This is a genomic window from Clostridium sp. E02 (genome assembly GCF_003833015.1).
GTDB lineage: Bacteria > Bacillota > Clostridia > Lachnospirales > Lachnospiraceae > Lacrimispora.
Genome location: NZ_RJLQ01000007.1, coordinates 20334 through 45991, shown reverse-complemented (window position 1 = coordinate 45991; position 25658 = coordinate 20334). Strand labels below are relative to the sequence as shown.

The window sequence follows — 25658 nt, the reverse complement described above, 5'->3', positions numbered from 1 at the left end:
TAAGAAATGGAGGAGTATTGCATATGAATCAACCATTCTTTACATATGAAGCAGATGGACAGGCTCTTATTGTTCATTTGCCGGAAGAACTAGATCACCATAAATGTTCCGGACTTAAATATGAGACGGACCTTATTCTTTCGGAAAACTATATTAAACGGATTGTATTTGATTTTTCAAACACCAGGTTTATGGATTCTTCGGGAATTGGGATATTACTCAATCGTTATAAACAAATGGCCTTAAGTGGAGGCATTGTCACAATTTATGGGGTAACACCCCGCACACTCCGGATTTTAAAAATGGGAGGAATTTTAAAATTAATGAAATTATATGACTCTAAGGAAGCAGCAGTCACAGGTTGAGGAGGAACGTATGTCAGAACAGAATAAACCAGAAATTCTGAAAATGGAAGTGGAGGCCCTGTCAAAGAATGAAGAATTTGCCAGAGTGGCAGTGGCTGTTTTTATGGCGAGATTAAATCCAACGATAGAAGAGGTGGATGACGTTAAGACAGCCGTGTCGGAGGCTGTAACCAATGCAGTCATCCATGGGTATCAGGGAAATGGAGGAATCATCTATTTAGAAGTAGGGGTCGATCATCAGGACATCATCATAACCATAAAAGATACAGGAATCGGAATCCCAGATATTAAACTGGCGATGGAGCCGATGTATACCACAGATCCGGATGGGGCTCGATCTGGAATGGGATTTTCTTTTATGGAAGCATTTATGGATGAAGTGGAAGTAATATCCACACCAGATGAAGGAACCGCTGTGACGATGAAAAAGAAGATAAACGGGTGAGCCATATGGATGAGACCATGAGATTGATACAGATGGCTCACGATGGAGATAAAGCGGCAAGGGACCAGCTTGTAACCGACAATTTCGGGCTGGTTTGGAGTATTGTACGCAGGTTTACAGGGCGTGGTTATGAGCCGGAGGATTTGTTTCAGATTGGAAGCATCGGTTTAATGAAAGCCATAGATAAATTTGATTTATCTTATGAAGTGAGATTTTCCACTTATGCGGTTCCAATGATCACAGGAGAGATTAAACGGTTTCTAAGAGATGATGGAATGATAAAGGTAAGCCGGTCGATTAAAGAAATGGGGTTAAAAGTAAAGACTGTCAGAGAAGAACTGATCTATCGTTTTGGGAGGGAACCTACGGTTGAAGAAATCGCTGGTAAAATTGGGACCAGCAAAGAAGAAGTGGCGGCATCCATAGAAGCAGGGGCGGAGGTGGAATCTTTATATCGCTCTGTTAATAAAAATGATGAAAACAGCATTCAACTTATCGATAAAATTGAAGAAGAAAATTCCGCCCAGGAAGAGCTCCTTAATCGAATGCTGCTTCGGGATCTGGTTACTGAATTATCAGATAAAGACAGGGAAATTATTATCAGACGTTATTATTATAATGAGACACAGAGTCAGATTGCGTCAAAGCTTGGAATTTCGCAGGTTCAGGTATCCAGGCTGGAAAAAAAGATTTTAAAGCAAATGCGTGAAAAATTATAGAATAAAAAAAATGATACGGCTCATACTAATTTTGAAGTACAAAAAAAGGATGTGAGCACGTATGGAATCCATAAAGCATAAGGTTGTGATGGCGATCCTTGTGATCAGTTTGATTGTTGTCGCAGCAGCAATCTGGTATATGATCGCTGTCATGCCGGATCGTGTACAAAAGGAGGGGACTCTTGTTGAGGCCGTACCAGGAATTGTGAGGCTGATTTCATGAGCAAAACAGTGTATATCAATATCAGTGAGATAACAGAAGTTCACCATAAGGAGATTCAGTTAAAGGACGTAGCCGATGTATTCTGCGATGATTCGGCGGTGATGAACAAGTGCAAAGCCCTACGGATTAAAACCATTCATATGGACCAGAATAAGCGTTACATCGAAAGCACACTCGATGTAATAAAAAAGCTGCTGGAGATGGATAAAACCCTTCAAATTAATAACATTGGTGAAGTGAAATTCATCATTGATTATCATAAGAAAAAAAAAACCAACTGGGTTTTGCAGTGGTTTAAAACCATTTTTGTCTGTATTATCTGTTTCTGTGGGGCGGCATTTGCCATCATAACATTTAATAATGATGTAAGTGTTCCAACTGTTTTTAACGAGATTTACAAAATAATCATGAGACAGGAATCCAGTGGTTTTACAATCTTGGAGATTGGATATTCCGTTGGACTGGCACTGGGTATTATACTGTTTTTCAACCATTTTTCGAAATTTAAGATAAATACCGATCCAACGCCGTTGGAGGTGGAAATGCGACTTTATGAGGACAATATCAGTAAGACTCTCATACAAAATGATGGAAGAAAGGAGTCGGATATTGATGTTAATTAAAGAAGCAATTCTTTTATTAGTGGGACTAAGCGCTGGCGGCATTATAGCAGCCGGCGTTTTTGCATTTTTGGCTATAATTGGAGTATTTCCCAGATTGATTGGAAAAACACATACCAATGAACACATTATGCTTTACGAATCTTGTATCATTCTAGGCGGTGTTCTTGGAAACGTAAGTGATCTTTACAAAATACCAATTGGACTGGGAGGTTTTACGTTTTTAGGTGTTTTTGGATTAGCGGTAGGCATATTTGTAGGCTGTCTGGTTATGTCCCTGGCTGAGACGTTAAAGGCGCTTCCAGTAATCAGTCGGAGATTGAATCTGGGGGTAGGGCTTCAGTATATCATTCTATCGATTGCGCTTGGTAAACTAACCGGATCTCTGTTGTTTTTTGCAGAACGGTTTGGGCAGAAATAACAGATTTAAGATTGGAGGGGAATAATGGAAGTAAATAAAAAAGCATATGAAGCATATGTAAAGGAAATGACTCCGGTGCATAAAAAATGGCCGAATCTGATCAAAGCGTTTTTCGTGGGTGGAATTATTTGTACGATTGGACAGGTTACCACAAATCTGATTATGAATATGGGAGTGGAAAAAGAAGCAGCTTCTGCCTGGACTCTCTTAATCTTGATCGCAGCCAGTGTGATTTTAACCGGTCTGAATCTTTATTCTAAAATTGTAAAATTTGGTGGAGCAGGAGGATTGGTTCCAATTACAGGATTTGCAAATTCAGTGGTTGCTCCGGCAGTGGAATTTAAAGCAGAAGGACAGGTGTTTGGGATTGGGTGTAAAATATTCACCATTGCCGGTCCCGTAATATTATATGGGATACTAAGCTCATGGATTCTGGGGGTCATTGCTTATGTGCTCAAGGCTTTTGGTATACTGTAGTAAAGAAACTGGAAGAGAAATGGAGAGAAAATCATGCAGGTAGGAAAGGCAAGTATTAAATTTGAAGAACCTCCGATTATTGAAAGTATGGCTTCCGTGGTTGGAAAAAAAGAAGGAGAAGGTCCTCTGGGGAAATTGTTTGATGTTGTGGAACAAGATGACATGTTTGGTGCAGAAACATGGGAGAAAGCAGAAAGTGCGCTTCAAAAGCAGACGGCAGATCTTGCAATTGAAAAAGGAGACATTAGAAAAAAAGATATTCGATATCTATTTGCTGGAGATTTACTTGGACAGCTGATTGCTACTTCTTTTGGTACTGTAGACTTAGAGATTCCGTTGTTTGGATTATTCGGGGCCTGTTCCACAATGGGGGAAGCACTGAATTTAGGAGCGATGACGGTAGCGGCTGGATATGCGGATAAAGTTCTGGCTATGGCATCGAGCCATTTTGCAACGGCCGAAAAACAGTTTCGTTTTCCACTTGGATATGGCAGCCAGAGACCTTTATCCTCTTCGTGGACAGTTACTGGATGTGGCTGCGTTGTACTTAGCAAACATCGAAAAGACGGGATTGCTGCAATTACTGGGATTACAACAGGCAAAATGGTGGATATGGGGATTAAAGATTCCATGAATATGGGGGCAGCCATGGCTCCGGCTGCATTTCATACCATTCAGCAGAATTTTGAAGATTTTCATGTGGATGAATCGTATTATGATAAAATCATAACGGGAGATTTGGGTGAGGTAGGAAGATCCATTTTACTGGATTTCATGAGAAATAAAGGGCATAATTTGGACTCCGTTCATACAGACTGCGGATTGGAAATTTATGATCCACAATCTCAGGATACGCATGCAGGAGGGAGTGGCTGCGGTTGTTCCGCATCGACTCTTTGTTCTTATATTCTTCCTAAAGTGAAAGATGGAACCTGGAAACGAGTCCTGTTTATTCCCACAGGATCCCTTCTTTCGACCATAAGTTTTAATGAGGGAGAATCAATACCAGGAATCGCCCATGCTGTCGTAATTGAGCATATTGGGTAAAATGAAAGTGATTCGATAAAGGAGGCATTTATGGATTACGTAAGAGCGTTCGTAGTAGGGGGAGCAATTTGTGCTGTAATACAGATATTAATGGATAATACCAAATTAATGCCCGGCAGGATTATGGTTCTTTTGGTAGTTTCTGGAACGATACTGGGTGCCATTGGTATCTATGAACCATTTGCCGAATGGGCAGGTGCCGGAGCTACAGTTCCCCTTTTGGGATTTGGAAACACCTTGTGGAAAGGGGTCTGGAAGAGTCTGGGGGAGGATGGCTTCTTGGGGATTTTTAAAGGTGGATTTACCTCAAGTGCAGTCGGTATTTCAGGTGCTTTGATATTTGGTTATCTGGGATCCATTTTATTTAAGCCAAAAATGAAAAGTTGAGAAAAAAAGAAGTGGTATACCACTCCTTTCAGACTGTAGACAAATCGGTGTTAAGACGCAAGTCGTAGCACCGATTTTTTTGTGTATATGGCTTTATTCCATTGTCTACGGTACTAAGTCATTCATGCAAAAAATCTGCATTTGATCTCGTTTTTATTTAATACCTAAAAAGTGTTAAGAAAATTGTAGAAAAAAACGGATATCAATTCAGTAAAATAATGGGATCGGATATTGATGCCGGGAGCCGCGCCCAAAGGCGCGCGGAATGGAGATTATTACGAAAAGAAAATTTGTTAGATATGTTGTTGTTACTATGTTATGTATGTTAGGAGTAATCCAACCACTAACTTGTACTCTCTTAATATAGATCTACAATCTTTGAAATTAATAGCCTTAACAGATTTATTCACAATAAATGAAGAATTTGAAAAGACTTTTTTTGAGAAAGCTTTTTTTCCAACCAATCCAGTTACATCGTATAGGCAGAGTATCATACCATTTTGTCTACAGTCTGAAAGGAGTGGGAAACCACACCTTTTTTGGTATTAAAAATCCATTGTAAAGGTTGAGCAATAAATAAAAATTAAGTAGATTTTCGATGGACCAAGGTGGTACTGATTTCAATTTTTATGGGGTATGAGGCTGTTTCTTGGATCAGTTCTGCCATACGCCTTGCAGCCATCATTCCCATATATTGCTTGGGAACATGAATGGTGGTAAGGGGAGGATCTAAAAAGGTACATAAGGGCATATTATCAAAACCAACTACGGCAACATCTTTGGGAATCAGGTATCCATTTTCCTTCAGTGCTTTGATGGCCCCGGCTGCAATGAGATCGTTGTCTGCAAAGTAACAGTCAGCCGGGAGTTCTCCCTGTTTTAAAATAGCAGCCATATCGGCATAGGCACCATCCATAGATGGTGATAATTTATGGACCTTTGTATTGGAAATAGACATGCCGTTTTTTTTGACTGCTTGATAGAATCCATCCGATCTCTGCTCGAAATTTTTTATCGGGTAAGAGGATTTTAAATATCCCGGCTGATTTTTTCTTTTTCGGATCAAATAGTTTGCTGCAAAAAATGCGCCCTGTACATTATCAATTACGACACAGTCTGTGCTCTGACTTTCAAAATAGGTGTCTACGACTACAACAGGTATAGGGAGGTTCAAAAATGGTTTTATATCTTCTTCTGCCATCTCTGTTCCCAGAAGCAGAATCCCCCGGCATCCCAAGCGCACCATATCAGCGACCTTGGAAGGGATATCATCTTCTTCATAAAGATAAGATATATTCAAATAATAACAGGCCTCTTTGCAACCAGCATCAATTCCCTCTGATAATTGGGAGAAGAATGGGGTATCGGAAACTACGGCACCGTTTTTCTTATATATGATAAATTGTATCATACCATGAGGGGTGGTGCTTACGGAGTTTTCTTTTATCCTTGAAAAATCATAATTATATTTTTTGGCAGACTCAATGACTTTTTTTCTTGTTTGAGTGCTGACCCCTGGTTTATGGTTAAGAGCCATGGAGATTGCCGCTTCCGATAGGTTAAGTAGTTTAGCAAGATCTTTTGCTGTTATAGACATTAGTATAGGCTCCTTTCTTGTTTACAGACTTCTTTTCTATCAACTTAACAGATTAAGTAAATTAAGTCAACAAAAATACTGCATTTTACTTAATTATAAATTGTAATTAATTTAATATCAGTAAATAATAGTAGTAACCAGTTAAAAAAGGAGAGATGTGTATGACGAACGTAGTATTGGGATTTGCACCAACCAGAAGAAGTATATTCTCTGCACCGGATGCAGTAAAGTATGCGGATTTAACCAGAAAAAAGTTAGAGGAAATGGGAGTCACTTTTGTAGATATCATGGATATCTCAGAAGATGGTTTGCTACATAAGGAAGAGGATAGAATAAAGATTTTAGAGAAATTTAAGTCTAAAAAGATCGATGGTCTATTCATCCCACATGGCAATTTTGGGACAGAGTATGAGGTGGCCAGACTTTGTAGAGAATGCAACGTGCCGGTACTTCTATGGGGACCGAGAGATGAAAGACCAGATGAGAATGGGATTCGTCTTCGTGACAGTCAGTGTGGGCTGTTTGCAACTGGAAAGGTTCTTCGGAGGTTTCAAATTCCTTTTACCTATTTATGCAATTGCCGCTTAGAGGATGAGGCTTTTTTAAGAGGTATCACAAATTTTATAGCTGTATGCAATGTGGTAAAGGCATTTAAAAAGACCCGTATTCTTCAGATCGGACCAAGGCCCTTCGATTTCTGGTCCACGATGTGCAATGAAGGCGAGCTGCTTGAGAAATTCAATATCCAGCTTGCTCCCATCCCTATGCCGGAGCTGACTAGGGAGATGAATCGGGTAAAAGAGGATGGAGAAAAAATTCAGGAGATTGTAAATTACTGTAAAGAAAATTTTCAAGTAGGCATAAAAGAGGAAGATTTAAAAACAGTGGCAGCGCTGAAGGCAGCTATGAAAGCTCTGGCAGACCGTTATGGCTGTAACGCAATAGCCATACAGTGCTGGAATTCACTCCAGGATGAGATTGGGATCATGCCCTGTGCAGCCAATAGCCTATTAAACGAAGAGGGACTTCCTGTTGTATGTGAGACGGATATTCACGGAGCAATTACAGCAATTATGTGTGAAGCGGCAGGACTTGATGAAACAAGAACATTTTTCGCAGATTGGACAATACGACATCCTGACAATGAGAATGGAGAACTGTTACAGCACTGCGGACCCTGGCCCCTTTCTTGTGCGGCGTGTAAGCCGACCATCGGGTATCCCCTTGCGTTTAGCCATCCAGGAGCTGTGGAAGCTCAGGCAAAGCTGGGGGAAATGACACTTTGTCGCTTTGATGGGGATAATGGAGACTACAGTCTGCTACTTGGAAATGCAAAGGGGATAGAGGGACCCTATACCAAGGGTACCTATGTATGGGTGGAAGTTGAGAATTTAAAGAGGCTTGAGGCCAAAATTGTAGAAGGACCTTATATCCATCATTGCGTAGGCATTCATAAAGATGTTGTACCAGTGCTGTTTGAGGCATGTAAGTATTTGGGAATTATGCCGGATCTATATGATAATAATTATGAAGAAGTAAAAGCGTGGATACGAGGAGAATAAGGAAAGGACGGGTATAAAACATGGACAGACTCACAAGGAAAGCTTATGAACTTCGAAGAGACGTAATTGAGGAAATATATCGGTCGAAAGCCGGTCATATCGGCGGAGATTTAAGTGTGATTGATATCTTAACCGTGCTTTATTTTGAAGTGATGAATGTCAGCCCCCAAAACTGGATGCAAAAGGACCGTGACCGATTTTTGTTAAGTAAGGGGCATTGTACAGACGCACTTTACATGATTCTGGGAGATGTGGGTTTTTTTGACAAGCAGAAAGCCATAGATACATTTAGCAAATTCGGATCTAAATTTATTGGTCACCCCACTATGGATGTGCCTGGAATTGAGATTAATTCTGGATCACTGGGGCACGGACTTTCGTTAGGTGTAGGAATGGCACTTGCAGCCAGAATGGATGACCAGTCGTATAGGACCTATGTGGTATTGGGAGATGGTGAAATGGCAGAGGGATCTAATTATGAGGCAATGATGGCTGCTGGACATTATGGTCTGGACAATTTGTGCGCAACGGTTGACTTAAATGGTCTTCAGATCAGCGGAACGACAATGGAAACCATGAAAAGTGATGATTTGGGGGATAAGTTTAAGGCATTTGGCTGGAATATTATAGAGGTGGAAAATGGAAATGACTGCAAGCAGCTTCAAGATGCCTACAGGAATGCTGAATCAAAAAAGGGTTGTCCTTCTGCGATTCTGGCACATACAACAAAAGGAAAAGGGGTGTCATTTATGGAAAATCAGAAGAAATGGCATCATGGTGTTATGACAGAGGAACAATATAGGAAAGCAGTGGAAGAATTAGAGGGGGTGCTAGCATGAATCAGACAACAAACCGACAGGTGATTTGTGATACACTTATGAAAGCGGCAAAAGAGGATCGGGACATCGTGGTAGTATGTTCAGACTCCAGAGGCTCAGCGTCCCTCGCACCGTTTGCAGAGCAATACCCAAAACAGTTTGTTGAGATGGGAATCGCAGAGCAGAATCTAGTTTCCGTGTCTGCTGGTCTTGCTTCCTGTGGGAAAAAAGTTTTTGCTGCTTCCCCTGCAAGCTTTTTGTCCACCAGAAGTTACGAACAGGTAAAAGTTGATGTGGCCTACTCAAAAACCAATGTTACGCTAATCGGAATCAGTGGCGGTGTCAGTTACGGAGCTCTTGGCATGACCCATCATTCCTGCCAGGATATCGCCGCTATGGCCAGTCTGCCGGATATGCGGGTTTATCTTCCCTCTGACCGCTTTCAGACCAGAAAACTCATTGAATCACTTATTGAGGATGAAAAACCTGCTTACGTTAGGGTTAGCCGTTCAGCAACAGAGGATGTCTATAAAGAAAATATGGATTTTAAATTGGACCAGGCCAATGTGATTAAAAAAGGAACGGATGCAGTTATTATTTCATGCGGAGAGCTGGTTCCTTATGCAGTAAAAGCAGCTAATGAGCTGGAAAATGAGGGGTATCGTGTTGGAGTAATAGATATGTACTGTTTGAAGCCAATGGATGAGAGAACTGTGATTGAAGCAGCTGGGAAGGTTGATTTAATTGTAACAGCAGAGGAACACTCCCCTTACGGAGGTCTTGGGAGCATGGTAGCACAGATTGTATCGGCCAACAGTCCAAAAAAGGTGGTGAACCTGGCTCTTCCTGACGGGCATATCATAGCAGGCACCAATCATGAGATATTCAGACATTATGGTCTAGATGAACAGGGAATGAAAAAGGCAGTACGAAACGGGTTAAGTCAGAGGCTGGAAAGATGAAATATGTAATTGCAATAGACCAGAGTACACAGGGAACCAAAGCAGTACTATTTGATGAAACAGGGAGTCTGAAAGGCAGAGCAGATCGAAAACACAGGCAGATTGTCAACGGAAAGGGATGGGTATCTCATGACCTGACGGAAATTTATGAAAACACAATTCTAACGGTAAAGGAAATAATGAATCGTTTCGACCTAAAAAGAGAGAACGTGGCAGCGGTAGGAATCAGTAACCAAAGAGAATCGACTGCTGTTTGGAACCAGAATGGAGATCCGCTTGCCCCTTCGGTTGTCTGGCAATGCAGTCGGGCAGCCAAAATCGCTGACCGATTTGTAAACAGCAGTTCGGTTATTTATGAGAAGACAGGTCTTCCCCTTTCTCCTTATTTTCCATCGGCAAAAATGGCCTGGTTGATAGAAAATGTTTCTATAAAGGAACCATATTGTCTGGGAACAATGGATAGTTATCTGATTTATAGGCTTACAAATGGACGAAGCTTTTTGACGGATTACTCCAATGCTTCAAGGACTCAGTTGTTTAACCTTCATACCCTAGAATGGGATCAGGAATTATGCCATATGTTTGGAATACCAGTTGCGGCACTTCCTACAGTCTGTGACAGCAATTCCTGTTTTGGATATACGGATTTTGAGGGATATTTTGATTTTCCTGTTCCTATTTATGGTGTAATGGGAGATTCCCACGCTGCCTTGTTCGGTCAGGGGTGCCATATGCCGGGGCAGGCAAAGGTAACCTATGGTACGGGCTCTTCGATTATGATGAACGCAGGGACTTCGTTTATAAAAAGCAGCGCAGGTTTAGCCACATCTCTAGCCTGGGGAATTAACGGACGAGTAGAATACGTTTTGGAGGGAAATATTAATTATGCAGGAGCCGTAATTTCCTGGCTGAAAAATGAGATGGGTCTCATTCGTTTTGATGAGGAGACGGAAGAACTGGTGAAAAAAGCAAATCAAGATGATACTGCAGTTTTAATTCCAGCATTTACGGGTCTTTCTGCACCGTACTGGAGGGAAGATGCCAGAGCTATGATTTTGGGTATGAGCCGAACAACGGGCAGGGCTGAGTTTGTAAAGGCAGCAGTTGAGAGCATTGCCTTTCAGGTAGCAGACGTACTGACTGCCATGGAAAAAGACAGCAAGAAAATTCTAAAAGAACTTTGCGCAGATGGTGGACCTGTAAATAACCGCTATCTAATGCAGTTCCAGTCTGATATATCAAATATCCGTATGCGGGTATCCAAACAGGAAGAACTTTCTGCAATCGGGGCTGCCTATATGGCAGGAATAGCAGCAGGAATTTATGACCGGGACAAAATATTTGCTAATATCAATTATAATAATTATAATAGTCATATGGAGATAGACAGCCGAAACCAGAAAAGAAATCGCTGGAAGGAAGGGGTAGATCTGGTCTGCAAAAATGTAGGTGGCTTTGAATAATCATGAAAGAGAGGACAAAGCAATGCGGCTAAAAGCAAAGGATATTGCTGCGGCGCTTGGAATATCTCCGGCGACCGTTTCTCTGGTGTTAAATAACAAACCAGGGGTAAAATCTACAACAAGAAAAAGAGTCCAGAATTACATTTTGATGGAAGAAGAGAAAAATAATTGCAAGTTAATGGTTGAGTATAAAGAAAGTAAAGGGACGGTTCTCATGCTTAACTATATTAAGCATGGGATTATTTTAAAGCAGAGGGAAAGCAGGCGGGACCCTCTGCTTTTTGATGATTTTGAACACATATGTAATAAAGCGGGATACCGGTTTGACTATCAGGTTTTTTATGAAAAATCAGGAAATCTAGAGAAATTATTAGATAAATACAAGAAAAGTGATGTAAAGGGAATCTATATGATGGCAGCGGAAATGAATTATAGTGATATTTATCCCTTTGGGCAGCTTAAAATTCCTATGGTGGTTGGTGATAATCTATTTTATGAGCAGGGGATGGACAGCTTTCTTATTGACAATAGAGAGGGAATCTGCAGAGCGGTTGATTATCTGGTTGATAAGGGGCACAGCCATATTACCTATTTAGCAGAGAAGGTTGACATCTTTAACTTTACAGAGCGGAGAGAGGCATTTGTCGAAGAAATGGAAAAGAGGCACTGTAGTACTGGAAGCAGCCGTATTATCCGCTTAGGGAATCAGATTGATGAAGTGTATGAATCCATGAACCAGTATTTAAATGAAGGACTTAGGAAAACAACAGCTTTTGTCCTTGAAAGTTCCGTGATATCCCTGGGGGTAAGCAAGGCTCTTTTAGAGAGGAATATACGGGTACCCAAAGAAATATCATTGATTGGTTTTGATGCACTGCCAAAGCTTAGTATACCTGGTATAAACCTTACATTAATAAAAGGTACCCATACGATGAGGCATAAAGCAGCCATGAGTCATTTGATCCGCCATATACAAAATGAGGAGGGAGAGATGGTCCGGGTTTATTACAAGACCAGGTTGTTAGAGGGGGAAAGTGTAATCGACAAAACCAAATACATTTATAAATAGTGTTTTTAAATAAAATTTAAAAATATATAACAATTATACAAATAAAATATAAATATATAGCCCTATACTATGGTATTTTCAGTGATATGGAGAAAATCACAAGGGGGATTGATTGGAAAAAAAACTGGTGTTAGTATGAAATTACAATCTAGTCTATAAAGTGGGTTTAGAGGAGAAGAATTAATCTCAGGAGGGATAATCATGGCTAAAAAAAATTACGATGAGCTGGCAAAAAAGATTGTGGCCGGCGTAGGGGGAGCGGATAATGTTAATTCGTTGATTCACTGTGCAACCAGATTGCGGTTCCAGATTAAGGATCCTGCTAAAGTTGATAAAAAAAGGCTGAATCAGACGGAAAAAGTGATAACAGTGGTGGAAGCAGGAGGCCAGTTTCAGGTTGTAATTGGAAATGCTGTTGGTGATGTATACGACTCCATATTGGCAAATTCATCGATTAAAGCAGGGGATACAGATTTAGATACTAAAACAAATAATGATAAAAATATCATTAACTTATTTATGAGTACAATTTCCGGTATTTTTGCTCCAATTCTGGGAGCAATGACTGGAGCCGGTCTGCTAAAGGGATTTCTAATTCTTTTTACAACAATGGGCTGGCTGGCAACTGATACGGGTACCTACCGGATCTTATATGCAGCGGCAGATGGTGTATTTACCTTTCTTCCGGTTTTCCTTGCTTATACATCAGCCAAGAAGTTTAAAGCAGATCCTTTTATAGCGGTAGCAATTGCGTCAGCGCTGGTATATCCGGATTTAACAGGGGCATTTGCCGCAAAGGAGGCATTGACATTTATAAAAATCCCGGTGGTTCTTGTAAGTTATACCTCATCGGTGATTCCAATCATTTTTTCTGTTTATGTTCTTTCTAAACTGCAAAAAGGCTTGCATAGAATTCTTCCGGAAATTATTAAAAATATATTTACACCGCTTTTGTCTCTTGTAATTATGGTGCCGTCAACTTTCCTGGTAATTGGACCTGTCTCCGATATTGCAGGAAAACTGCTGGCAGGAGGATATACTACACTGGTTGTGTTCAATCCTATCATTGCCGGATTTCTCCTTGGGCTTATCTGGCCCGCAGCAGTTATGTTCGGATTACACTGGGGATTTATTCCCATTGTTATTAATAACATTTCACAATTTGGAAGAGATACTTTATTTACAATCACAGGACCTAATAATTTTGCTCAGGCAGGAGCTACATTAGGAGTATTTTTAAAGACAAAAAATAAAAAAGTAAAAGATATTGCAGGACCAGCAGCAATTTCTGCAGTGCTTGCAGGTATTACAGAACCGGCTATTTATGGCGTAACATTAAAATACAAAAAACCGTTCTTCATCGGAGCGTTTTTCTCCGGAATTGCAGGGGCAATTACTGCAGCAGTGGGTGCAGGAACGCCTGCAGTTGTAGGTACCAGTCTTCTTACATTGTCTGCTTATATAGGAGTCGGATTTGCCGGATTTTGTGCTGCTTGTGCGATTGCATACTTTGGTTCTGCTATCTGCACATATCTGTTTGGATTTAATGATAAGATGATACTTGAAGAAGTGGAGGCGGAAGCTTCGGCCAGTCCTGTTAAAATGGAAGAAGAATTAGCAGCTCCTGTAAATGGAACCAGGATCCCATTATCAGAAGTAAAGGATGAGGTGTTTTCAGGCGGTGGATTAGGAAAAGGAACTGCAATCTCACCGGAGAGCGGCATGTTCTTTGCACCATGCGACGGAACGATTGAAACGTCATATCCCCACGCCGTGGGAATTAAGACAGATCAGGGAGCCGAGGTTTTTATTCATGTAGGTTTAGATACGGTAAAGCTTGAGGGGAAATATTTTGAACTTAAGGTAAAAGCAGGAGACAGGGTAAAAAAGGGTGACCTTCTGTTAAGTGCAGACTTGGAGAGCATAAAGCGGGAAGGCTACGATGTTACTACTATGGTGTTGGTAACAAACAGCAATGAATATGAAGATGTTTTAACTACGGAAAAGAAATTGGTAATAGCAGGAGACACGATTATTCAATGTATTCCCTAGTAACAAAAAAGATTTGGAGGTTTTCCATGAGCAGACTTAAGATACATGAAAATAAGAGAAATTTCACACTGGATGGGCAGGAATTCTTTTATCTGGCTGATACGGTATGGAGTGCATTTACTTCAATTACGTTGGAAGAATGGGAGGATTATCTGGAGCGACGCTGGGTTCAGGGCTTTAATGTGCTCCAGATCAATACGCTTCCGCAATGGGACAGATGTATGTCGGATGTGGGAGTTTATCCGTTTAAGACTAAGGATGGGCATAAATTTGATTTTACAGAGTGGGATGAAGCATATTATACAAGAGCCAGACAGATGTGCCAAATGGCAGTTGATAAGGGATTTCACCTAGCACTAGTGGTATTGTGGCTTAATTATGTTCCGGGAACCTGGGGGAGCAGAGTGAATGACTCAAACGTGATGCCGGAGGATTTTGTCAGTACCTATACAGAAAAAGTAGTGGAGGTATTCGATGAGTTTGACCCCATCTATGTGGTCAGTGGTGATACAGATTTTGATACGGATGAGGCAATTTCTTATTATGAAACCGCACTGAAAACCGTATGTGAAAAATCACCTTATTCCTTAAAAACAATGCACATTAAGAGGGGATATGATTATATTCCACAACAGTTTTTGGACCGTCTAGACTTTTATATGTACCAATCCGGACATTTTGCAGAGGGGCAGGACATGGCCTACTTGCTTGCGGAAAAATTCTACAGGGATTATCCGAAAAAACCGATTGTAAATGCCGAGCCCTGCTATGAGCAGATGGGCTACAGCCGTAAGATGTATGGACGTTTTCAGCCGTATGACTTAAGAAAAGCAGCGTGGAGTGGTATTCTGTCGGGGGCTTGCGCAGGTGTTACCTATGGTGCTCATGGAATCTGGAATTGGAAAAAAAGAGGTATGAAAGCCAACCCGGTGTTGGGAGAAGGTTTTGATGAAGCCTTTCCTGTCTCGGAGGCGATCCATTTTCCAGGAGCTTGGGATTACGGCTTTATTGCTAACTTTTTGGGGTCTAATCAGATTGGAGAGTTGGTTCCTGCAAATCAACTGCTACTGGACAAGTCAGAGAAGATACGGATGGCAGTGACAAGGGATGACAGATATTTAATCTATGTTCCTTATACGACAAACCTTGTGATCGGAAAGGAACTAAAGGGGTATGTAGGTAAAGTTGTGGATTTCATCACAGGAAGGACAGGCAGAGTCAGGCTGATTTTAGAGACGGGAGAAACGAAAGTGTTGATGCATAACTTTAAAGGGGATGGGCTGATAGTGCTGAAGCGAAGTTAAGAGGATAAAAATAAGAGGAACGTCTGATTCAGACGTTCCTCTTATTTTTAACCAAAGATCTATTTACATATATTTTATAACCATTGACTCTAGCATGGATTGGCTGGCAATATTACAATCTATCAATAGTTTTCCCACGGAAAGACGGGTCTGGTTCTCTGGGAACCAGGAGACCGCGTTTCATCGGTATCCTCCGGGGCTCTGGTTCTTTCGGTCTCAGGAGTCCATGATCCAGGGGGAGGTCCGTATTGCTCTGATTGATTATCACCGGGAGCATTGCCACCTTCTACAGGAGGAATTATGATCGAGTTCGATGTATGAATGTTACAATAACCAGGCATCGCATATTTGGAATCGTCTGTGGTACCTGTTTCACCAGTTGGCAAGACCATAAAGACAGCGGTCGTTCTTGGTTCCGGACAATAAGGAGTTGGAAGCATATGTGATTCAGGGCATACCGTAGCTCGTACATGCACGTTGCAAACTTCCGTAGGTACGGTTCCCTTTGCAAAATATTCCGTATAAACTGCATTTCCCCTTGGGTCGTTATTACAAAGTTCGGATACCGCAAGCTTTCCTGATTTTCGGCAAATCTCAGCCGTTTCGATACTATCTGGGGCAGCAAATCCAGGATCCGATTTCCCTTCGTGAACTCTAGTCATGATTTTCCGCCAGATAGCCTTATGGAATGATGCACCTCCATTTTTAGAAGTCAGCTTTTGGTTGTCATCGCAACCGGCCCAAATCCCAGCGGTGTAATAAGGGGTGTACCCTACAAACCAAATATCATTGTTAAGCGAAGTCGTACCGCTTTTTCCGGCGACAGACATTCCAGGTATTTTTGCAGCGGTACTGGTGGAACTTGGACCGGATGAAGAAAATTTACGATTGCTTACCATGGAACCTGCCATCGCATCTGTTAAAAGAAAAGCGGTAGAATCTTTCAACACCCGGTGGGTTTCTGCGGTATTGTCAATCAGTACCTTGCCGTCATGGTCTAGTATCTTAGTAAAGAAAACGGGCTTTGTATAAACCCCTCCATTGGCAACGGTTGCGAAGGCTCCAGTAAGCTCTAAATTAGAAACCCCTTTGGTAATACCGCCCAGTGCAAGGGCTGGGTTGTAATCAGTATCTGTTAGTGTAGTGATACCGAAATTTTGGGCATATTCTACACCAAGCTGTGGAGTTACTGTCTCCATAAGACAACGGACTGCTACAATGTTCATGGAATAAATAATACCATCCCGAATACTGGAATAGCCTTGATAGCCAGAACGATACCAGTTGGAAAATGTTTTTTTGCCAACGGTGAAGGGAGCGTCGTAATAGATGGAACCAAGTGTAGCTCCACAGGTATCCAAAGCAGGAGCAAACGCAGTTAAGATTTTAAACGTAGAACCAGGCTGGCGGTAGGTGCCAGTTGCACGATTTAGAGTCAGACTGGCAATTTTCTTCCCACGTCCCCCACTGATGGCTTTCACGTCCCCTGTTTTTTGATCCATAAGGACAAAGGAAGCCTGTGGCTGTAGTGTTTTATGAAGGTTTTCCCCTAAGATCGTATCTCCATCCCTTTGGATATAGGCTTTGTAATCGTTCACATCTGCCATAAGCTCTTCTTCTGAGTCGTAAAGACCATCGAACCGGGCGTTTTTTTGTTCCTTATGATATCGAAGGATATTCTTCTCAGAATTGTGTGTCGTCGTGCCATCCTTGTGACGGATAGACAAACGGTATTCCATAGAGTATCGCGCCGCTTTATAATTCTCTGGGTTACTGATTTCCTCATCCACGATCGTCTGTATGCCTGGATCTTGTGTGGTATAGATAGAAAGACCTCCACTATAGAGCATGTTGTGCGCCTGAGTTTCAGTATATCCTAATTGGTCTTTCATGGCATTGATTACCTGTTCCACAAGCTCATCTGTAAAATAACTGTAAGGTGATTTGGTTTCTTTGGTAACAGTATCCACATTCTGTATTCTGGAATATACATGATCTGACAGGGCGGCATCCTCCTCTTCCTTGGTAATATAGCCCTGATCGTGCATGTATTGCAAGATAACCTTCTGCTTTTCTGAGTTTAATTTCTGTCCGGTAATGGGATTGTATTTTGATGGGTTCTGGGTAATTCCGGCTAAAACTGCACATTCCGACAATGTTAATTCCGAAACATCCTTGTTGAAATATCTTTTTGAAGCCACTTTTACGCCCAAGGTATTATTGCCTAAATTGATTGTATTTAGATAATTGGTAATAATCTGTTCTTTTGACATGGCATCATCTAACTTCACAGCCAGAAACCATTCTTGAAATTTACGCTCCAGGCGCTCCCCAAAGCTTTTTTCCATACCACCTCCAAAAACACTGTTTTTAATCAGCTGTTGGGTGAGGGTACTTCCTCCGCCGGCACTGGAGTCACCAGTTAAAACACCTTTCACTGCTCTTAGAATCGAACGCAAATCGATCCCGTTATGTTCCCAAAATCTGGAATCTTCATAGGAAACAAAAGCGTTGATTAAATTCTTAGGAAGTTCTTCATACCGGGCCTCCTCCCGGTTGGAGCCTGCGGTAACCAAGGTTTCTGTTATGGTACCCGTGCTATCGTATACGGTGGTGGCATATTCATTGGGCACGATCGTAGAGATGTCCACATCGGGTGCATTGTCTATGATTCCTTTTACCATACCGAATAGGACACTTGTCATTACTATGGTTAAAAAAAGGCAGAGTATGAATAAGCTTTTAAAAAAAGCAAGGAATACCTTTGTCGTGTATTTCTTTGCCTTTGAATTGGCATTTCTAATCTTTTTTTCTGTTGCTTGCTTGCCGTAATTCATAGGAAACCTCCTGTTCCGATCCATTATAACAAAAATTGTCATACAATTCAACACTTACCATTTTGGGAAGAAATTTCATCCTTTATACATGTTTCCTTGATGGATGAACCTTTTTTAGATATAATGGAAGGCAGTTGCAAAAAGGAGAAAATAAAAATGGCAATGAGAGATACTTACAGGATACTATATATGGGAAGCTCCGGTGAGATTATAGAGAAAAAATCCAGATTTATAGCTAGCTTTCGTCCCGTTAAAACGGAAGAAGAGGCTCAGGAGTTTATAGAGGAAATCCGTAAAAAATATTGGGATGCCAGACATCACTGCTATGCCTGGATCTTGGGAAAGAAGGGGGATAGAAAACGATGCAGCGATGATGGAGAGCCCAGTCAAACGGCGGGAAAACCCATGCTTGATGTACTGGAGGGGGAAGAAATTGTCAATGTTTGTGTCGTTGTGAGCCGGTACTTTGGAGGAACGCTTCTTGGAACGGGTGGTTTAGCCCGGGCTTATAAAGGAGCCGTGAAGGAAGGACTTAAAACCTGTACGGCTCTCACTCTTTTACCTGGAAAAAAGCTTATAATAAGAACGGAATATACCGATGTGGGAAAGATACAGCATATATTGGGACAGCAGGATTTAATTACTCTAAACAGTGAATATACCGATGTGGTTGCATTGACAATTTTAGTGCCAGATGAAATTATAGATAAAATTTTGTCAGATATAACAGAAGTAACCGGAGCAAAGGCAGATTTACAAATTTTGGAGGATCTCTATTATAGTAAATATGAAAAAGAGGTGTGTTTATTTTCGAAATAACAGGGAAAAGTACAAATAAAGAAGAAAAAAATCTTGCAATATTAAAATTCGGGTGTTATACTAATAAATCGTGATAATAGAAATGAAACTAAGGGCGGATCCGGTCCTTAGTTTTTTATCTGATAAGATGGTTTGCCCTATGATTCCCTGGCATAAATACATTTCTGCGGTCAGGGTACATTCTTTGTTGAAAGAATAGAAAGAAGAGTACGATTATGAAGATGAAAAGAGAAGACATAAGAAATGTGGCGATAATCGCCCACGTTGATCATGGTAAAACAACACTGGTTGATTGCCTCTTAAAACAAAGCGGTATATATCGTGAGAATCAGGAAGTAATAGAACGTGTCATGGATTCCAATGACATTGAAAGAGAACGAGGCATCACAATTCTATCAAAAAACACAGCAGTTTTATATGATGGAACTAAAATAAACATTATTGATACTCCTGGACATGCAGATTTTGGTGGAGAAGTAGAACGTGTATTAAAAATGGTTAATGGTGTAATTTTAGTTATAGATGCGTATGAAGGGGTTATGCCACAGACGAAATTCGTACTTCGAAAAGCATTGGAATTAGGTCTTTCTGTGGTTGCCTGCATCAATAAGATTGACCGTCCGGAAGCAAGACCGGAAGAGGTTGAAGATGAGGTGTTAGAACTTCTTATGGATCTTGATGCCAGCGAAGAGCAGTTAGACTGTCCATTTCTTTATGCATCAGCGAAAGCAGGCTTCGCAAAGAAAGAACTTTCTGATCCAGAAGTAGATATGTCACCATTATTTAAGACAGTGATTGATCATATTCCTGCTCCAGAAGGAGACCCAGATGCCTCCACTCAGCTTTTAATCAGTACCATAGATTACAATGAATATGTGGGTCGAATCGGTGTTGGAAAAGTAGATAACGGTAATATCCGTGTAAATCAGGAGTGCGTGATTGTCAATCATCATGATCCGGAAAAATCACGGAAAGTAAAAGTTGGGAAGCTCTACGAATATGTGGGACTGAATAAGGTGGAAGTACAGGAAGCATCCGTTGGTTCCATCGTAGCGATATCTGGAATAGCAGACATCCATATTGGAGATACCCTTTGTTCTACAGAGAATCCAGTAGCCATTCCATTCCAGAAGATTTCAGAGCCGACCATCGCTATGAACTTTATGGTAAATGACAGTCCTCTTGCTGGTCAGGAAGGAAAATTCATTACATCCCGCCATATTAGAGAACGTTTATTCCGGGAACTGAATACAGATGTCAGTCTTCGTGTGGAAGAAACCGATTCTCCAGACTGTTTCAAAGTTTCGGGACGTGGAGAGCTTCATTTATCCGTACTCATCGAGAATATGAGAAGAGAAGGGTTCGAATTTGCTGTCAGCAAAGCGGAAGTCCTTTATCAATACGATGATAGAAACAGAAAACTAGAACCTATGGAAATTGCATACATTGATGTTCCAGAAGAATTTACCGGTGCGGTTATTCAAAAATTAACAGGCCGGAAGGGAGAACTTCAGGGTATGAGTCCTTCTAATGGTGGATACACCAGACTGGAATTTTCGATCCCTTCCCGAGGATTGATCGGTTATCGTGGAGAATTTATGACAGATACAAAGGGAAATGGAATAATGAATACTGCTTTTGATGGCCACGCACCATTTAAAGGGGAATTATCCTATCGGAAAACAGGTTCTTTGATTGCCTATGAATCAGGGGAATCCATTACCTACGGACTTTTCAATGCTCAGGAAAGAGGAATTTTATTTATTGGGGCAGGCGTGAAGGTGTATTCAGGTATGGTCATTGGTCAGAATCCAAAAGCTGAGGATATTGAGATTAATATCTGTAAGGCAAAAAAGCTGACCAATACCCGTTCCTCTGGTGCGGATGAATCCTTGAAGCTGTCACCACCTAAGATAATGAGTCTGGAACAGTCTCTTGATTTTATTGATGTAGATGAATTGCTTGAGATCACACCGAATAGTCTTCGAATCAGGAAAAAGATCTTAGATCCAACCGTAAGAAAAAGATCATCCAATAACAAAAGCAAATAGCACAAATTGTAATAACAGGGAGGATGTTGCCACAGGTCGCCGAATTATCGGCAATCAGGCAGCATTCTCCATTATTTTTTGTGCATTATGCCTGGTTATGTCGATATTTTTGGATTGTTTTTTATCATTATTTTGGATTCTTTCACATAAATTTAATATTAGCTGTGGAGCATATTAGCTAATAAGTGAAAGAAGAGGAGAAATACAATGTCAGAAAAAATGATTGAAAACAACAAAGTAAGCGTAATAGGAGAAATAATCTCCGGCTTCACCTTCAGCCATGAGGTATTTGGAGAAGGATTCTATATGGTGGATATAGGGGTAAATCGTTTGAGTGAACAGACAGATGTAATTCCGCTCATGATTTCAGAACGTCTGATTGATGTAGAAGGAGAGTATAATGGTTGTACGGTTGAAGCGGTCGGTCAGTTCCGTTCCTATAATCGTCATGAAGGAACAAAAAACCGTCTTGTGCTTTCTATATTTGTCAGAGAGGTCCACTTTATAGATGAGTTTACAGATTACACGAAAACCAATCAAATTTTTTTGGATGGATACATATGCAAAGATCCCATTTACAGGAAGACTCCACTGGGTAGGGAGATTGCAGATTTGCTGCTTGCAGTGAATCGTCCATATGGAAAATCGGATTACATACCATGCATTGCATGGGGACGGAATGCCAGATATGCTTCAGGTTTTACAGTTGGAACCAGAGTGAAAGTCTGGGGAAGAGTGCAAAGTAGAGAATACACAAAAAAGCTAAGCGAAACAGAATGTGAAAAGAGAGTGGCATATGAAGTCTCTGTTAGTAAACTGGAATGTATGGAATAAATAGAGTTTATGGTGGGAAGAAAACTTGCAAATATATTAATTTTATGATACGATGTAACGGTTCTAACAATAGATGTAAATAGTTGCTTTTTAGCTGTTATGAGGTGCAAAAAGATGAAGAATGGTACGATACAGGTTATATACGGGAAAGGGAAAGGAAAGACAACAGCTGCACTGGGGATGGGCATCGAAGCTTTGATCAAGGACCGTACGGTCATTATGATACAGTTTCTAAAAGGTTGTCAGGACCAGGGTACTGTGGAACTGATCAAGCGGCTGGAACCGGAGATGAAGATCTTCCGATTTGAAAAGTGTGACGGCTTATTTGAAGATCTAAGCAGTGAACAGCAGGAAGAAGAACGGATGAACATCCGTAATGGTCTTAATTTTGCCAGGAAAGTAGTATCTACCGGGGAGTGCGATTTGCTTATTTTGGATGAAATTCTTGGTCTGCTGGACCAGAATATCCTTGAGAAAGAAGAACTTATCAAGCTTTTGGGGACTAAGGTAGACGACATGGAGGTTATCTTGACAGGTAAGTTTTTTTCAAAAGAGATGGAACCTTATGTAGATAGTATCCTTGAAATCAAACAGGTTAAAGTTGACAATACAAAATAATAATGATAGTATGGTGACATACATAATAGAGTAGAGGCTGCGTTGCTTATGAGTACTCCGTCCGATGTATCAGGTACAGATGAGGACAGAGAAAAGGAAGAAACGCCGAAGGATGGTATGGCCTGAACGTACCAGTTCTGGGCATATGGTTAAGAACCATGTGACTGTCATCCGATGGGATGGGGAGCTACTTAAAGAAAGATGAGTTTACCAAATTCTAAACTTTAAGAGCTGACCCTTTGTCAGCTCTGTTTTTGTGTTTGAGTAAGACATGCACCAAACTAAATCGTGAGGATTGGGGAGCTTTATTTACAGTTAATAGGTACGACAAAAGAATTAGGAGGATATAATAATGGCAATTTTTGAAGGTGCAGGTGTAGCGCTTATCACACCATTTAAAGAGAGTGGAAAAGTGAACTATGAAAAACTGGAGGAGCTTGTAGAGGAACAGATCGTGGGTGGTACGGATGCGATTATCGCATGTGGTACGACAGGTGAAGCATCAACTATGACTCACGAGGAACATTTAGATGTGATCAAATACATATGTGAGATTACCAACAGAAGGATACCTGTTATCGCAGGAACCGGTTCAAATTGCACCGATACAGCTGTTTATCTCTCCAAAGAAGCAAAAAAGCATGGCGCAGATGGTCTGCTTCTTGTATCTCCATATTATAATAAAGCAACACAAAATGGGTTGAAAGCACATTTCAAAGCAGTAGCCGATGAAGTTAAAATTCCAATTCTTCTTTACAACATTCCAGGAAGAAGTGGAGTGAATATAAACCCCAAGACCATTGCGGATCTATGCAAAGATGTTCCCAATATTGTAGGGGTCAAAGAAGCCAGTGGAGATTTTTCTGCCATCGCAGATTTGATGAATTATTCCGATGGAAATGTAGATGTGTATTCCGGTAATGACAATCAAATCGTTCCGCTTTTGTCACTGGGAGGAAAAGGTGTGATTTCTGTTCTTTCAAACCTTGCTCCTGAAAAAATCCATGATATATGTCATTCTTATTTTGATGGAGATGTGAAAAGAAGTGCAAAGCTTCAACTAGAGGCAATTCCTCTGATGAATGCATTATTTTGTGAAGTGAATCCGATTCCGGTGAAAGCGGCACTCAATCTTATGGGTAAGAATGCTGGACCGATGCGTCTACCACTTACCGAGATGGAGCTTGAAAATCAGGCACGGTTAAAAATTGCCATGGTGGAGTATGGAATCTTATAATCGGTGAAAGAATAAACTATGGAGGAAATTATGATTCGTATGATAATGCACGGCTGTAACGGGTCGATGGGACAGGTCATCACTCAAATTGCAGCGGAAGAAACAAACTTTTCGATTGTCGCAGGGATTGATCCTTATACGAAAAAAGAAAATTCGTATCCTGTATTTGGGACTTTGGCTGAATGCACTGTGGATGCAGATGTGATTGTAGATTTTGCATCTTCAAAAGCAGTGGATGCGCTTCTTTGCTACAGCGTAGAAAAAAAGATACCAGTCGTCGTTTGTACCACCGGACTTTCTGAGGAGCAGAACAAACAGATAGAAGATGCGGCGAGCAAGGTTGCAATTCTGAGGTCTGCGAATATGTCTCTTGGTGTAAATCTGTTAATGAAACTGGTCAAAGAAGCAGCACAGGTACTTTCTAAAGCAGGATTTGATATCGAAATACTGGAAAAGCATCACAATAAAAAGCTAGATGCACCCAGCGGTACGGCACTGTCATTGGCAGATTCCATCAATGAAGCCATGGATCAGGAATTTCATTATGTATATGACAGAAGTCAAGTTCGAAAAGCAAGAGATAAGAAAGAAATCGGAATCATGGCAGTACGCGGCGGATCCATCGTAGGAGAGCATGATGTAATATTTGCTGGTACCGATGAGGTGGTCACGTTTCAGCATACTGCATATTCCAAAGCAATTTTTGCAAAAGGAGCAGTCTCTGCTGCAAAATTTTTGGCTGGAAAGAAACCGGGGTTATATTCCATGAAAGATGTAATTGAATCTTAATTTTCCAATATATTCCAATATAATTCTCCTTCATTTACACATACTAATCGTAGTAAATGAAAGGAGAATTATTATGAAAAGAATGAAACCATTAGTATTTGCCCTTATGGTCGTTATGGCAGTAATTTGTATGTCAGCATGCGGAACCACAAAAAATAATGGGGCTGGAACTTCCGCAGCAACTAAGGCGACGACAATAGCCGCTACAACCGAAGATAAAACCATGGCAGAGACAACAAGAGCAGATGAAGTAGGGAATGAAAGCAGTACAGGAGTCATTAATGATGTGGTCGATGACGTTGAAAAGGGAGTCGATAATATTACAGGGGAAAGCAATGGAACCCCAACCACTGAGACGGCACAGTAAAAATCATTAAGAATTAAGAAAGCTTCAGGCATAAAACATGCTTGAAGCTTTTTTTATCATGGTATATAATAATATGGAACATAGAAGCGGTTCGGTCAAACGTCAGTAATATCTTAAGCCGGTATCCCGGCATTCATCCATTGAATCTAAGAGAGTAACATCAGAAAAGAAAGGCGGAGTAAAAGAATGGAAAGGTTTGTGTCTTTCCGATATTGGGGGTATAATAAAAAAAGCAAACCATGGCGAAGCCTTACGTGGATTGTGGAGTACAAACGGACGCGAAAAAGTAACTTACGTTCTGGTCTCTATATTTTTATTCTATTAGAAGGTTTTTGTCTTTTTCCCGATTTTGGAAGCAACATGGTTGCTGATATTAAAAAAATGTTTTTGGTCAGACAGGAGATTGTAACAAAAAAAGAACCAGATTTCATGGAGTTTAAGAACCGAAGAACAGGGGAAACAAAAGAGCAGGGAATCACCATAGACTGGAAAGAAGGGAAGATGGAACTATGGAAAAAAGTGGAACAGGTTTTTTTAAAAGAACCTGATTGAGAACCAAAGTTGCATACTGGTCA

The 25658-nt window shown here is 40.9% G+C and carries 26 protein-coding genes and 1 riboswitch; of the genes, 24 read left to right on the top strand and 2 right to left on the bottom strand.

The genetic code is table 11. The features are described from left to right. Positions 1-23 precede the first annotated feature (23 nt). The 9 genes from EFT72_RS06535 to spoVAE all read left to right on the top strand — a co-directional run bounded on the left by EFT72_RS06535 (position 24) and on the right by spoVAE (position 4704). Entirely contained in the window at positions 24-365 is a 342-nt protein-coding gene (locus EFT72_RS06535) for an anti-sigma factor antagonist (protein ID WP_124066108.1), read from the top strand. 10 nt (positions 366-375) lie between these two features. After that, positions 376-810 (top strand): anti-sigma F factor, encoded by a 435-nt coding sequence (gene spoIIAB, locus EFT72_RS06530; RefSeq protein WP_124066107.1) that lies wholly within the window; start codon positions 376-378, stop codon positions 808-810. 5 nt (positions 811-815) lie between these two features. After that, on the top strand, positions 816-1529 hold the full coding sequence (gene sigF / locus EFT72_RS06525) for an RNA polymerase sporulation sigma factor SigF (protein ID WP_243109964.1): 714 nt from the start codon (positions 816-818) through the stop codon (positions 1527-1529). A 61-nt stretch (positions 1530-1590) separates the two neighbouring features. Beyond that, entirely contained in the window at positions 1591-1752 is a 162-nt protein-coding gene (locus tag EFT72_RS19200; protein WP_164473098.1) for a hypothetical protein, read from the top strand. Then, on the top strand, positions 1749-2375 hold the full coding sequence (locus EFT72_RS06520) for a stage V sporulation protein AA (RefSeq protein ID WP_124066105.1): 627 nt from the start codon (positions 1749-1751) through the stop codon (positions 2373-2375). Before EFT72_RS19200 ends, EFT72_RS06520 begins: the two co-directional genes overlap by 4 nt. Beyond that, positions 2365-2793, top strand: coding sequence for a stage V sporulation protein AB (locus EFT72_RS06515; RefSeq protein ID WP_124066104.1), 429 nt, complete (start codon positions 2365-2367; stop codon positions 2791-2793). The genes EFT72_RS06520 and EFT72_RS06515 overlap by 11 nt, the downstream gene beginning before the upstream one ends. Before the next feature lie 24 nt (positions 2794-2817). Beyond that, complete coding sequence (locus EFT72_RS06510) at positions 2818-3270, top strand: SpoVA/SpoVAEb family sporulation membrane protein (RefSeq protein ID WP_124066103.1); 453 nt, start codon at positions 2818-2820, stop codon at positions 3268-3270. Positions 3271-3303: 33 nt separating this feature from the next. Further along, on the top strand, positions 3304-4317 hold the full coding sequence (gene spoVAD, locus EFT72_RS06505; RefSeq protein WP_124066102.1) for a stage V sporulation protein AD: 1014 nt from the start codon (positions 3304-3306) through the stop codon (positions 4315-4317). A gap of 30 nt (positions 4318-4347) precedes the next feature. Continuing rightward, positions 4348-4704: a stage V sporulation protein AE gene (gene spoVAE / locus EFT72_RS06500; RefSeq protein WP_124066101.1), complete on the top strand. Its 357-nt coding sequence runs from the start codon at positions 4348-4350 to the stop codon at positions 4702-4704. Between the two features lie 583 nt (positions 4705-5287). Here the strand turns inward: spoVAE and EFT72_RS06495 are convergent. Next, the gene (locus tag EFT72_RS06495) at positions 5288-6301 is read right to left on the bottom strand and encodes a LacI family DNA-binding transcriptional regulator (RefSeq protein WP_124066100.1); all 1014 of its coding nucleotides are present in this window, start codon (positions 6299-6301) and stop codon (positions 5288-5290) included. Positions 6302-6462: 161 nt separating this feature from the next. Here EFT72_RS06495 and EFT72_RS06490 point away from each other — a divergent pair, with 161 nt between their 5' ends. From EFT72_RS06490 to EFT72_RS06460, 7 genes are all read left to right on the top strand, one after another. After that, on the top strand, positions 6463-7863 hold the full coding sequence (locus EFT72_RS06490) for an L-fucose/L-arabinose isomerase family protein (protein ID WP_124066099.1): 1401 nt from the start codon (positions 6463-6465) through the stop codon (positions 7861-7863). A gap of 20 nt (positions 7864-7883) precedes the next feature. Beyond that, positions 7884-8702, top strand: a complete 819-nt coding sequence (locus tag EFT72_RS06485; RefSeq protein WP_124066098.1) for a transketolase — start codon at positions 7884-7886, stop codon at positions 8700-8702. After that, the gene (locus EFT72_RS06480) at positions 8699-9643 is read left to right on the top strand and encodes a transketolase C-terminal domain-containing protein (RefSeq protein WP_124066097.1); all 945 of its coding nucleotides are present in this window, start codon (positions 8699-8701) and stop codon (positions 9641-9643) included. The genes EFT72_RS06485 and EFT72_RS06480 overlap by 4 nt, the downstream gene beginning before the upstream one ends. After that, entirely contained in the window at positions 9640-11106 is a 1467-nt protein-coding gene (gene glpK / locus EFT72_RS06475) for a glycerol kinase GlpK (RefSeq protein WP_124066096.1), read from the top strand. The genes EFT72_RS06480 and glpK overlap by 4 nt, the downstream gene beginning before the upstream one ends. Beyond that, positions 11099-12175 (top strand): LacI family DNA-binding transcriptional regulator, encoded by a 1077-nt coding sequence (locus EFT72_RS06470; RefSeq protein ID WP_124066095.1) that lies wholly within the window; start codon positions 11099-11101, stop codon positions 12173-12175. Before glpK ends, EFT72_RS06470 begins: the two co-directional genes overlap by 8 nt. Before the next feature lie 201 nt (positions 12176-12376). Then, on the top strand, positions 12377-14227 hold the full coding sequence (locus EFT72_RS06465) for a beta-glucoside-specific PTS transporter subunit IIABC (protein WP_124066094.1): 1851 nt from the start codon (positions 12377-12379) through the stop codon (positions 14225-14227). Positions 14228-14253: 26 nt separating this feature from the next. Next, positions 14254-15531: a DUF4038 domain-containing protein gene (locus tag EFT72_RS06460; RefSeq protein WP_124066093.1), complete on the top strand. Its 1278-nt coding sequence runs from the start codon at positions 14254-14256 to the stop codon at positions 15529-15531. A 122-nt stretch (positions 15532-15653) separates the two neighbouring features. Here the strand turns inward: EFT72_RS06460 and EFT72_RS06455 are convergent, their stop codons facing one another. Then, a complete protein-coding gene (locus EFT72_RS06455) occupies positions 15654-18368 on the bottom strand; it encodes a transglycosylase domain-containing protein (RefSeq protein ID WP_124066092.1) in 2715 nt (904 codons plus the stop codon). Positions 18369-18524: 156 nt separating this feature from the next. On the opposite strand from EFT72_RS06455, the gene EFT72_RS06450 reads away from it, so the two are divergent. The 8 genes from EFT72_RS06450 (at position 18525) to EFT72_RS06415 (ending at position 25635) form a co-directional block, all read left to right on the top strand. After that, on the top strand, positions 18525-19187 hold the full coding sequence (locus tag EFT72_RS06450; RefSeq protein ID WP_347561852.1) for a YigZ family protein: 663 nt from the start codon (positions 18525-18527) through the stop codon (positions 19185-19187). A gap of 215 nt (positions 19188-19402) precedes the next feature. Continuing rightward, positions 19403-21238 (top strand): translational GTPase TypA, encoded by a 1836-nt coding sequence (gene typA, locus EFT72_RS06445; RefSeq protein ID WP_124066091.1) that lies wholly within the window; start codon positions 19403-19405, stop codon positions 21236-21238. Between the two features lie 207 nt (positions 21239-21445). Beyond that, entirely contained in the window at positions 21446-22072 is a 627-nt protein-coding gene (locus tag EFT72_RS06440) for a single-stranded DNA-binding protein (protein ID WP_124066090.1), read from the top strand. A 114-nt stretch (positions 22073-22186) separates the two neighbouring features. Continuing rightward, on the top strand, positions 22187-22690 hold the full coding sequence (locus EFT72_RS06435) for a cob(I)yrinic acid a,c-diamide adenosyltransferase (protein WP_124066089.1): 504 nt from the start codon (positions 22187-22189) through the stop codon (positions 22688-22690). Between the two features lie 23 nt (positions 22691-22713). After that, positions 22714-22888: riboswitch (Lysine riboswitch) on the top strand. A gap of 154 nt (positions 22889-23042) precedes the next feature. Beyond that, a complete protein-coding gene (gene dapA / locus EFT72_RS06430) occupies positions 23043-23927 on the top strand; it encodes a 4-hydroxy-tetrahydrodipicolinate synthase (RefSeq protein WP_124066088.1) in 885 nt (294 codons plus the stop codon). A 30-nt stretch (positions 23928-23957) separates the two neighbouring features. Continuing rightward, positions 23958-24716 carry a 4-hydroxy-tetrahydrodipicolinate reductase gene (dapB, locus tag EFT72_RS06425; protein WP_124066087.1) on the top strand — a complete coding sequence of 253 codons (759 nt, stop codon included), beginning with the start codon at positions 23958-23960 and terminating at the stop codon, positions 24714-24716. 73 nt (positions 24717-24789) lie between these two features. Further along, positions 24790-25083, top strand: a complete 294-nt coding sequence (locus EFT72_RS06420) for a hypothetical protein (protein WP_124066086.1) — start codon at positions 24790-24792, stop codon at positions 25081-25083. A gap of 186 nt (positions 25084-25269) precedes the next feature. Next, on the top strand, positions 25270-25635 hold the full coding sequence (locus EFT72_RS06415) for a hypothetical protein (RefSeq protein WP_124066085.1): 366 nt from the start codon (positions 25270-25272) through the stop codon (positions 25633-25635). The last annotated feature ends 23 nt before the right edge of the window (positions 25636-25658 follow it).

Excerpts from the sequence above, each read along its gene's own strand:
- EFT72_RS06515 (WP_124066104.1), top strand. The coding sequence starts at position 2,365 with ATGTTAATTAAAGAAGCAATTCTTTTATTAGTGGGACTAAGCGCTGGC.
- dapB (WP_124066087.1), top strand. The coding sequence starts at position 23,958 with ATGATTCGTATGATAATGCACGGCTGTAACGGGTCGATGGGACAGGTC.
- EFT72_RS06450 (WP_347561852.1), top strand. The coding sequence starts at position 18,525 with ATGGCAATGAGAGATACTTACAGGATACTATATATGGGAAGCTCCGGT.
- sigF (WP_243109964.1), top strand. The coding sequence starts at position 816 with ATGGATGAGACCATGAGATTGATACAGATGGCTCACGATGGAGATAAA.
- EFT72_RS06415 (WP_124066085.1), top strand. The coding sequence starts at position 25,270 with ATGGAAAGGTTTGTGTCTTTCCGATATTGGGGGTATAATAAAAAAAGC.
- EFT72_RS06460 (WP_124066093.1), top strand. The coding sequence starts at position 14,254 with ATGAGCAGACTTAAGATACATGAAAATAAGAGAAATTTCACACTGGAT.
- EFT72_RS19200 (WP_164473098.1), top strand. The coding sequence starts at position 1,591 with ATGGAATCCATAAAGCATAAGGTTGTGATGGCGATCCTTGTGATCAGT.
- EFT72_RS06480 (WP_124066097.1), top strand. The coding sequence starts at position 8,699 with ATGAATCAGACAACAAACCGACAGGTGATTTGTGATACACTTATGAAA.
- glpK (WP_124066096.1), top strand. The coding sequence starts at position 9,640 with ATGAAATATGTAATTGCAATAGACCAGAGTACACAGGGAACCAAAGCA.
- EFT72_RS06535 (WP_124066108.1), top strand. The coding sequence starts at position 24 with ATGAATCAACCATTCTTTACATATGAAGCAGATGGACAGGCTCTTATT.
- EFT72_RS06455 (WP_124066092.1), bottom strand. The coding sequence starts at position 18,368 with ATGAATTACGGCAAGCAAGCAACAGAAAAAAAGATTAGAAATGCCAAT.
- EFT72_RS06490 (WP_124066099.1), top strand. The coding sequence starts at position 6,463 with ATGACGAACGTAGTATTGGGATTTGCACCAACCAGAAGAAGTATATTC.
- EFT72_RS06485 (WP_124066098.1), top strand. The coding sequence starts at position 7,884 with ATGGACAGACTCACAAGGAAAGCTTATGAACTTCGAAGAGACGTAATT.
- EFT72_RS06420 (WP_124066086.1), top strand. The coding sequence starts at position 24,790 with ATGAAAAGAATGAAACCATTAGTATTTGCCCTTATGGTCGTTATGGCA.
- dapA (WP_124066088.1), top strand. The coding sequence starts at position 23,043 with ATGGCAATTTTTGAAGGTGCAGGTGTAGCGCTTATCACACCATTTAAA.
- spoIIAB (WP_124066107.1), top strand. The coding sequence starts at position 376 with ATGTCAGAACAGAATAAACCAGAAATTCTGAAAATGGAAGTGGAGGCC.
- EFT72_RS06510 (WP_124066103.1), top strand. The coding sequence starts at position 2,818 with ATGGAAGTAAATAAAAAAGCATATGAAGCATATGTAAAGGAAATGACT.
- EFT72_RS06435 (WP_124066089.1), top strand. The coding sequence starts at position 22,187 with ATGAAGAATGGTACGATACAGGTTATATACGGGAAAGGGAAAGGAAAG.
- spoVAD (WP_124066102.1), top strand. The coding sequence starts at position 3,304 with ATGCAGGTAGGAAAGGCAAGTATTAAATTTGAAGAACCTCCGATTATT.
- spoVAE (WP_124066101.1), top strand. The coding sequence starts at position 4,348 with ATGGATTACGTAAGAGCGTTCGTAGTAGGGGGAGCAATTTGTGCTGTA.
- EFT72_RS06520 (WP_124066105.1), top strand. The coding sequence starts at position 1,749 with ATGAGCAAAACAGTGTATATCAATATCAGTGAGATAACAGAAGTTCAC.
- EFT72_RS06495 (WP_124066100.1), bottom strand. The coding sequence starts at position 6,301 with ATGTCTATAACAGCAAAAGATCTTGCTAAACTACTTAACCTATCGGAA.
- EFT72_RS06440 (WP_124066090.1), top strand. The coding sequence starts at position 21,446 with ATGTCAGAAAAAATGATTGAAAACAACAAAGTAAGCGTAATAGGAGAA.
- EFT72_RS06465 (WP_124066094.1), top strand. The coding sequence starts at position 12,377 with ATGGCTAAAAAAAATTACGATGAGCTGGCAAAAAAGATTGTGGCCGGC.
- typA (WP_124066091.1), top strand. The coding sequence starts at position 19,403 with ATGAAGATGAAAAGAGAAGACATAAGAAATGTGGCGATAATCGCCCAC.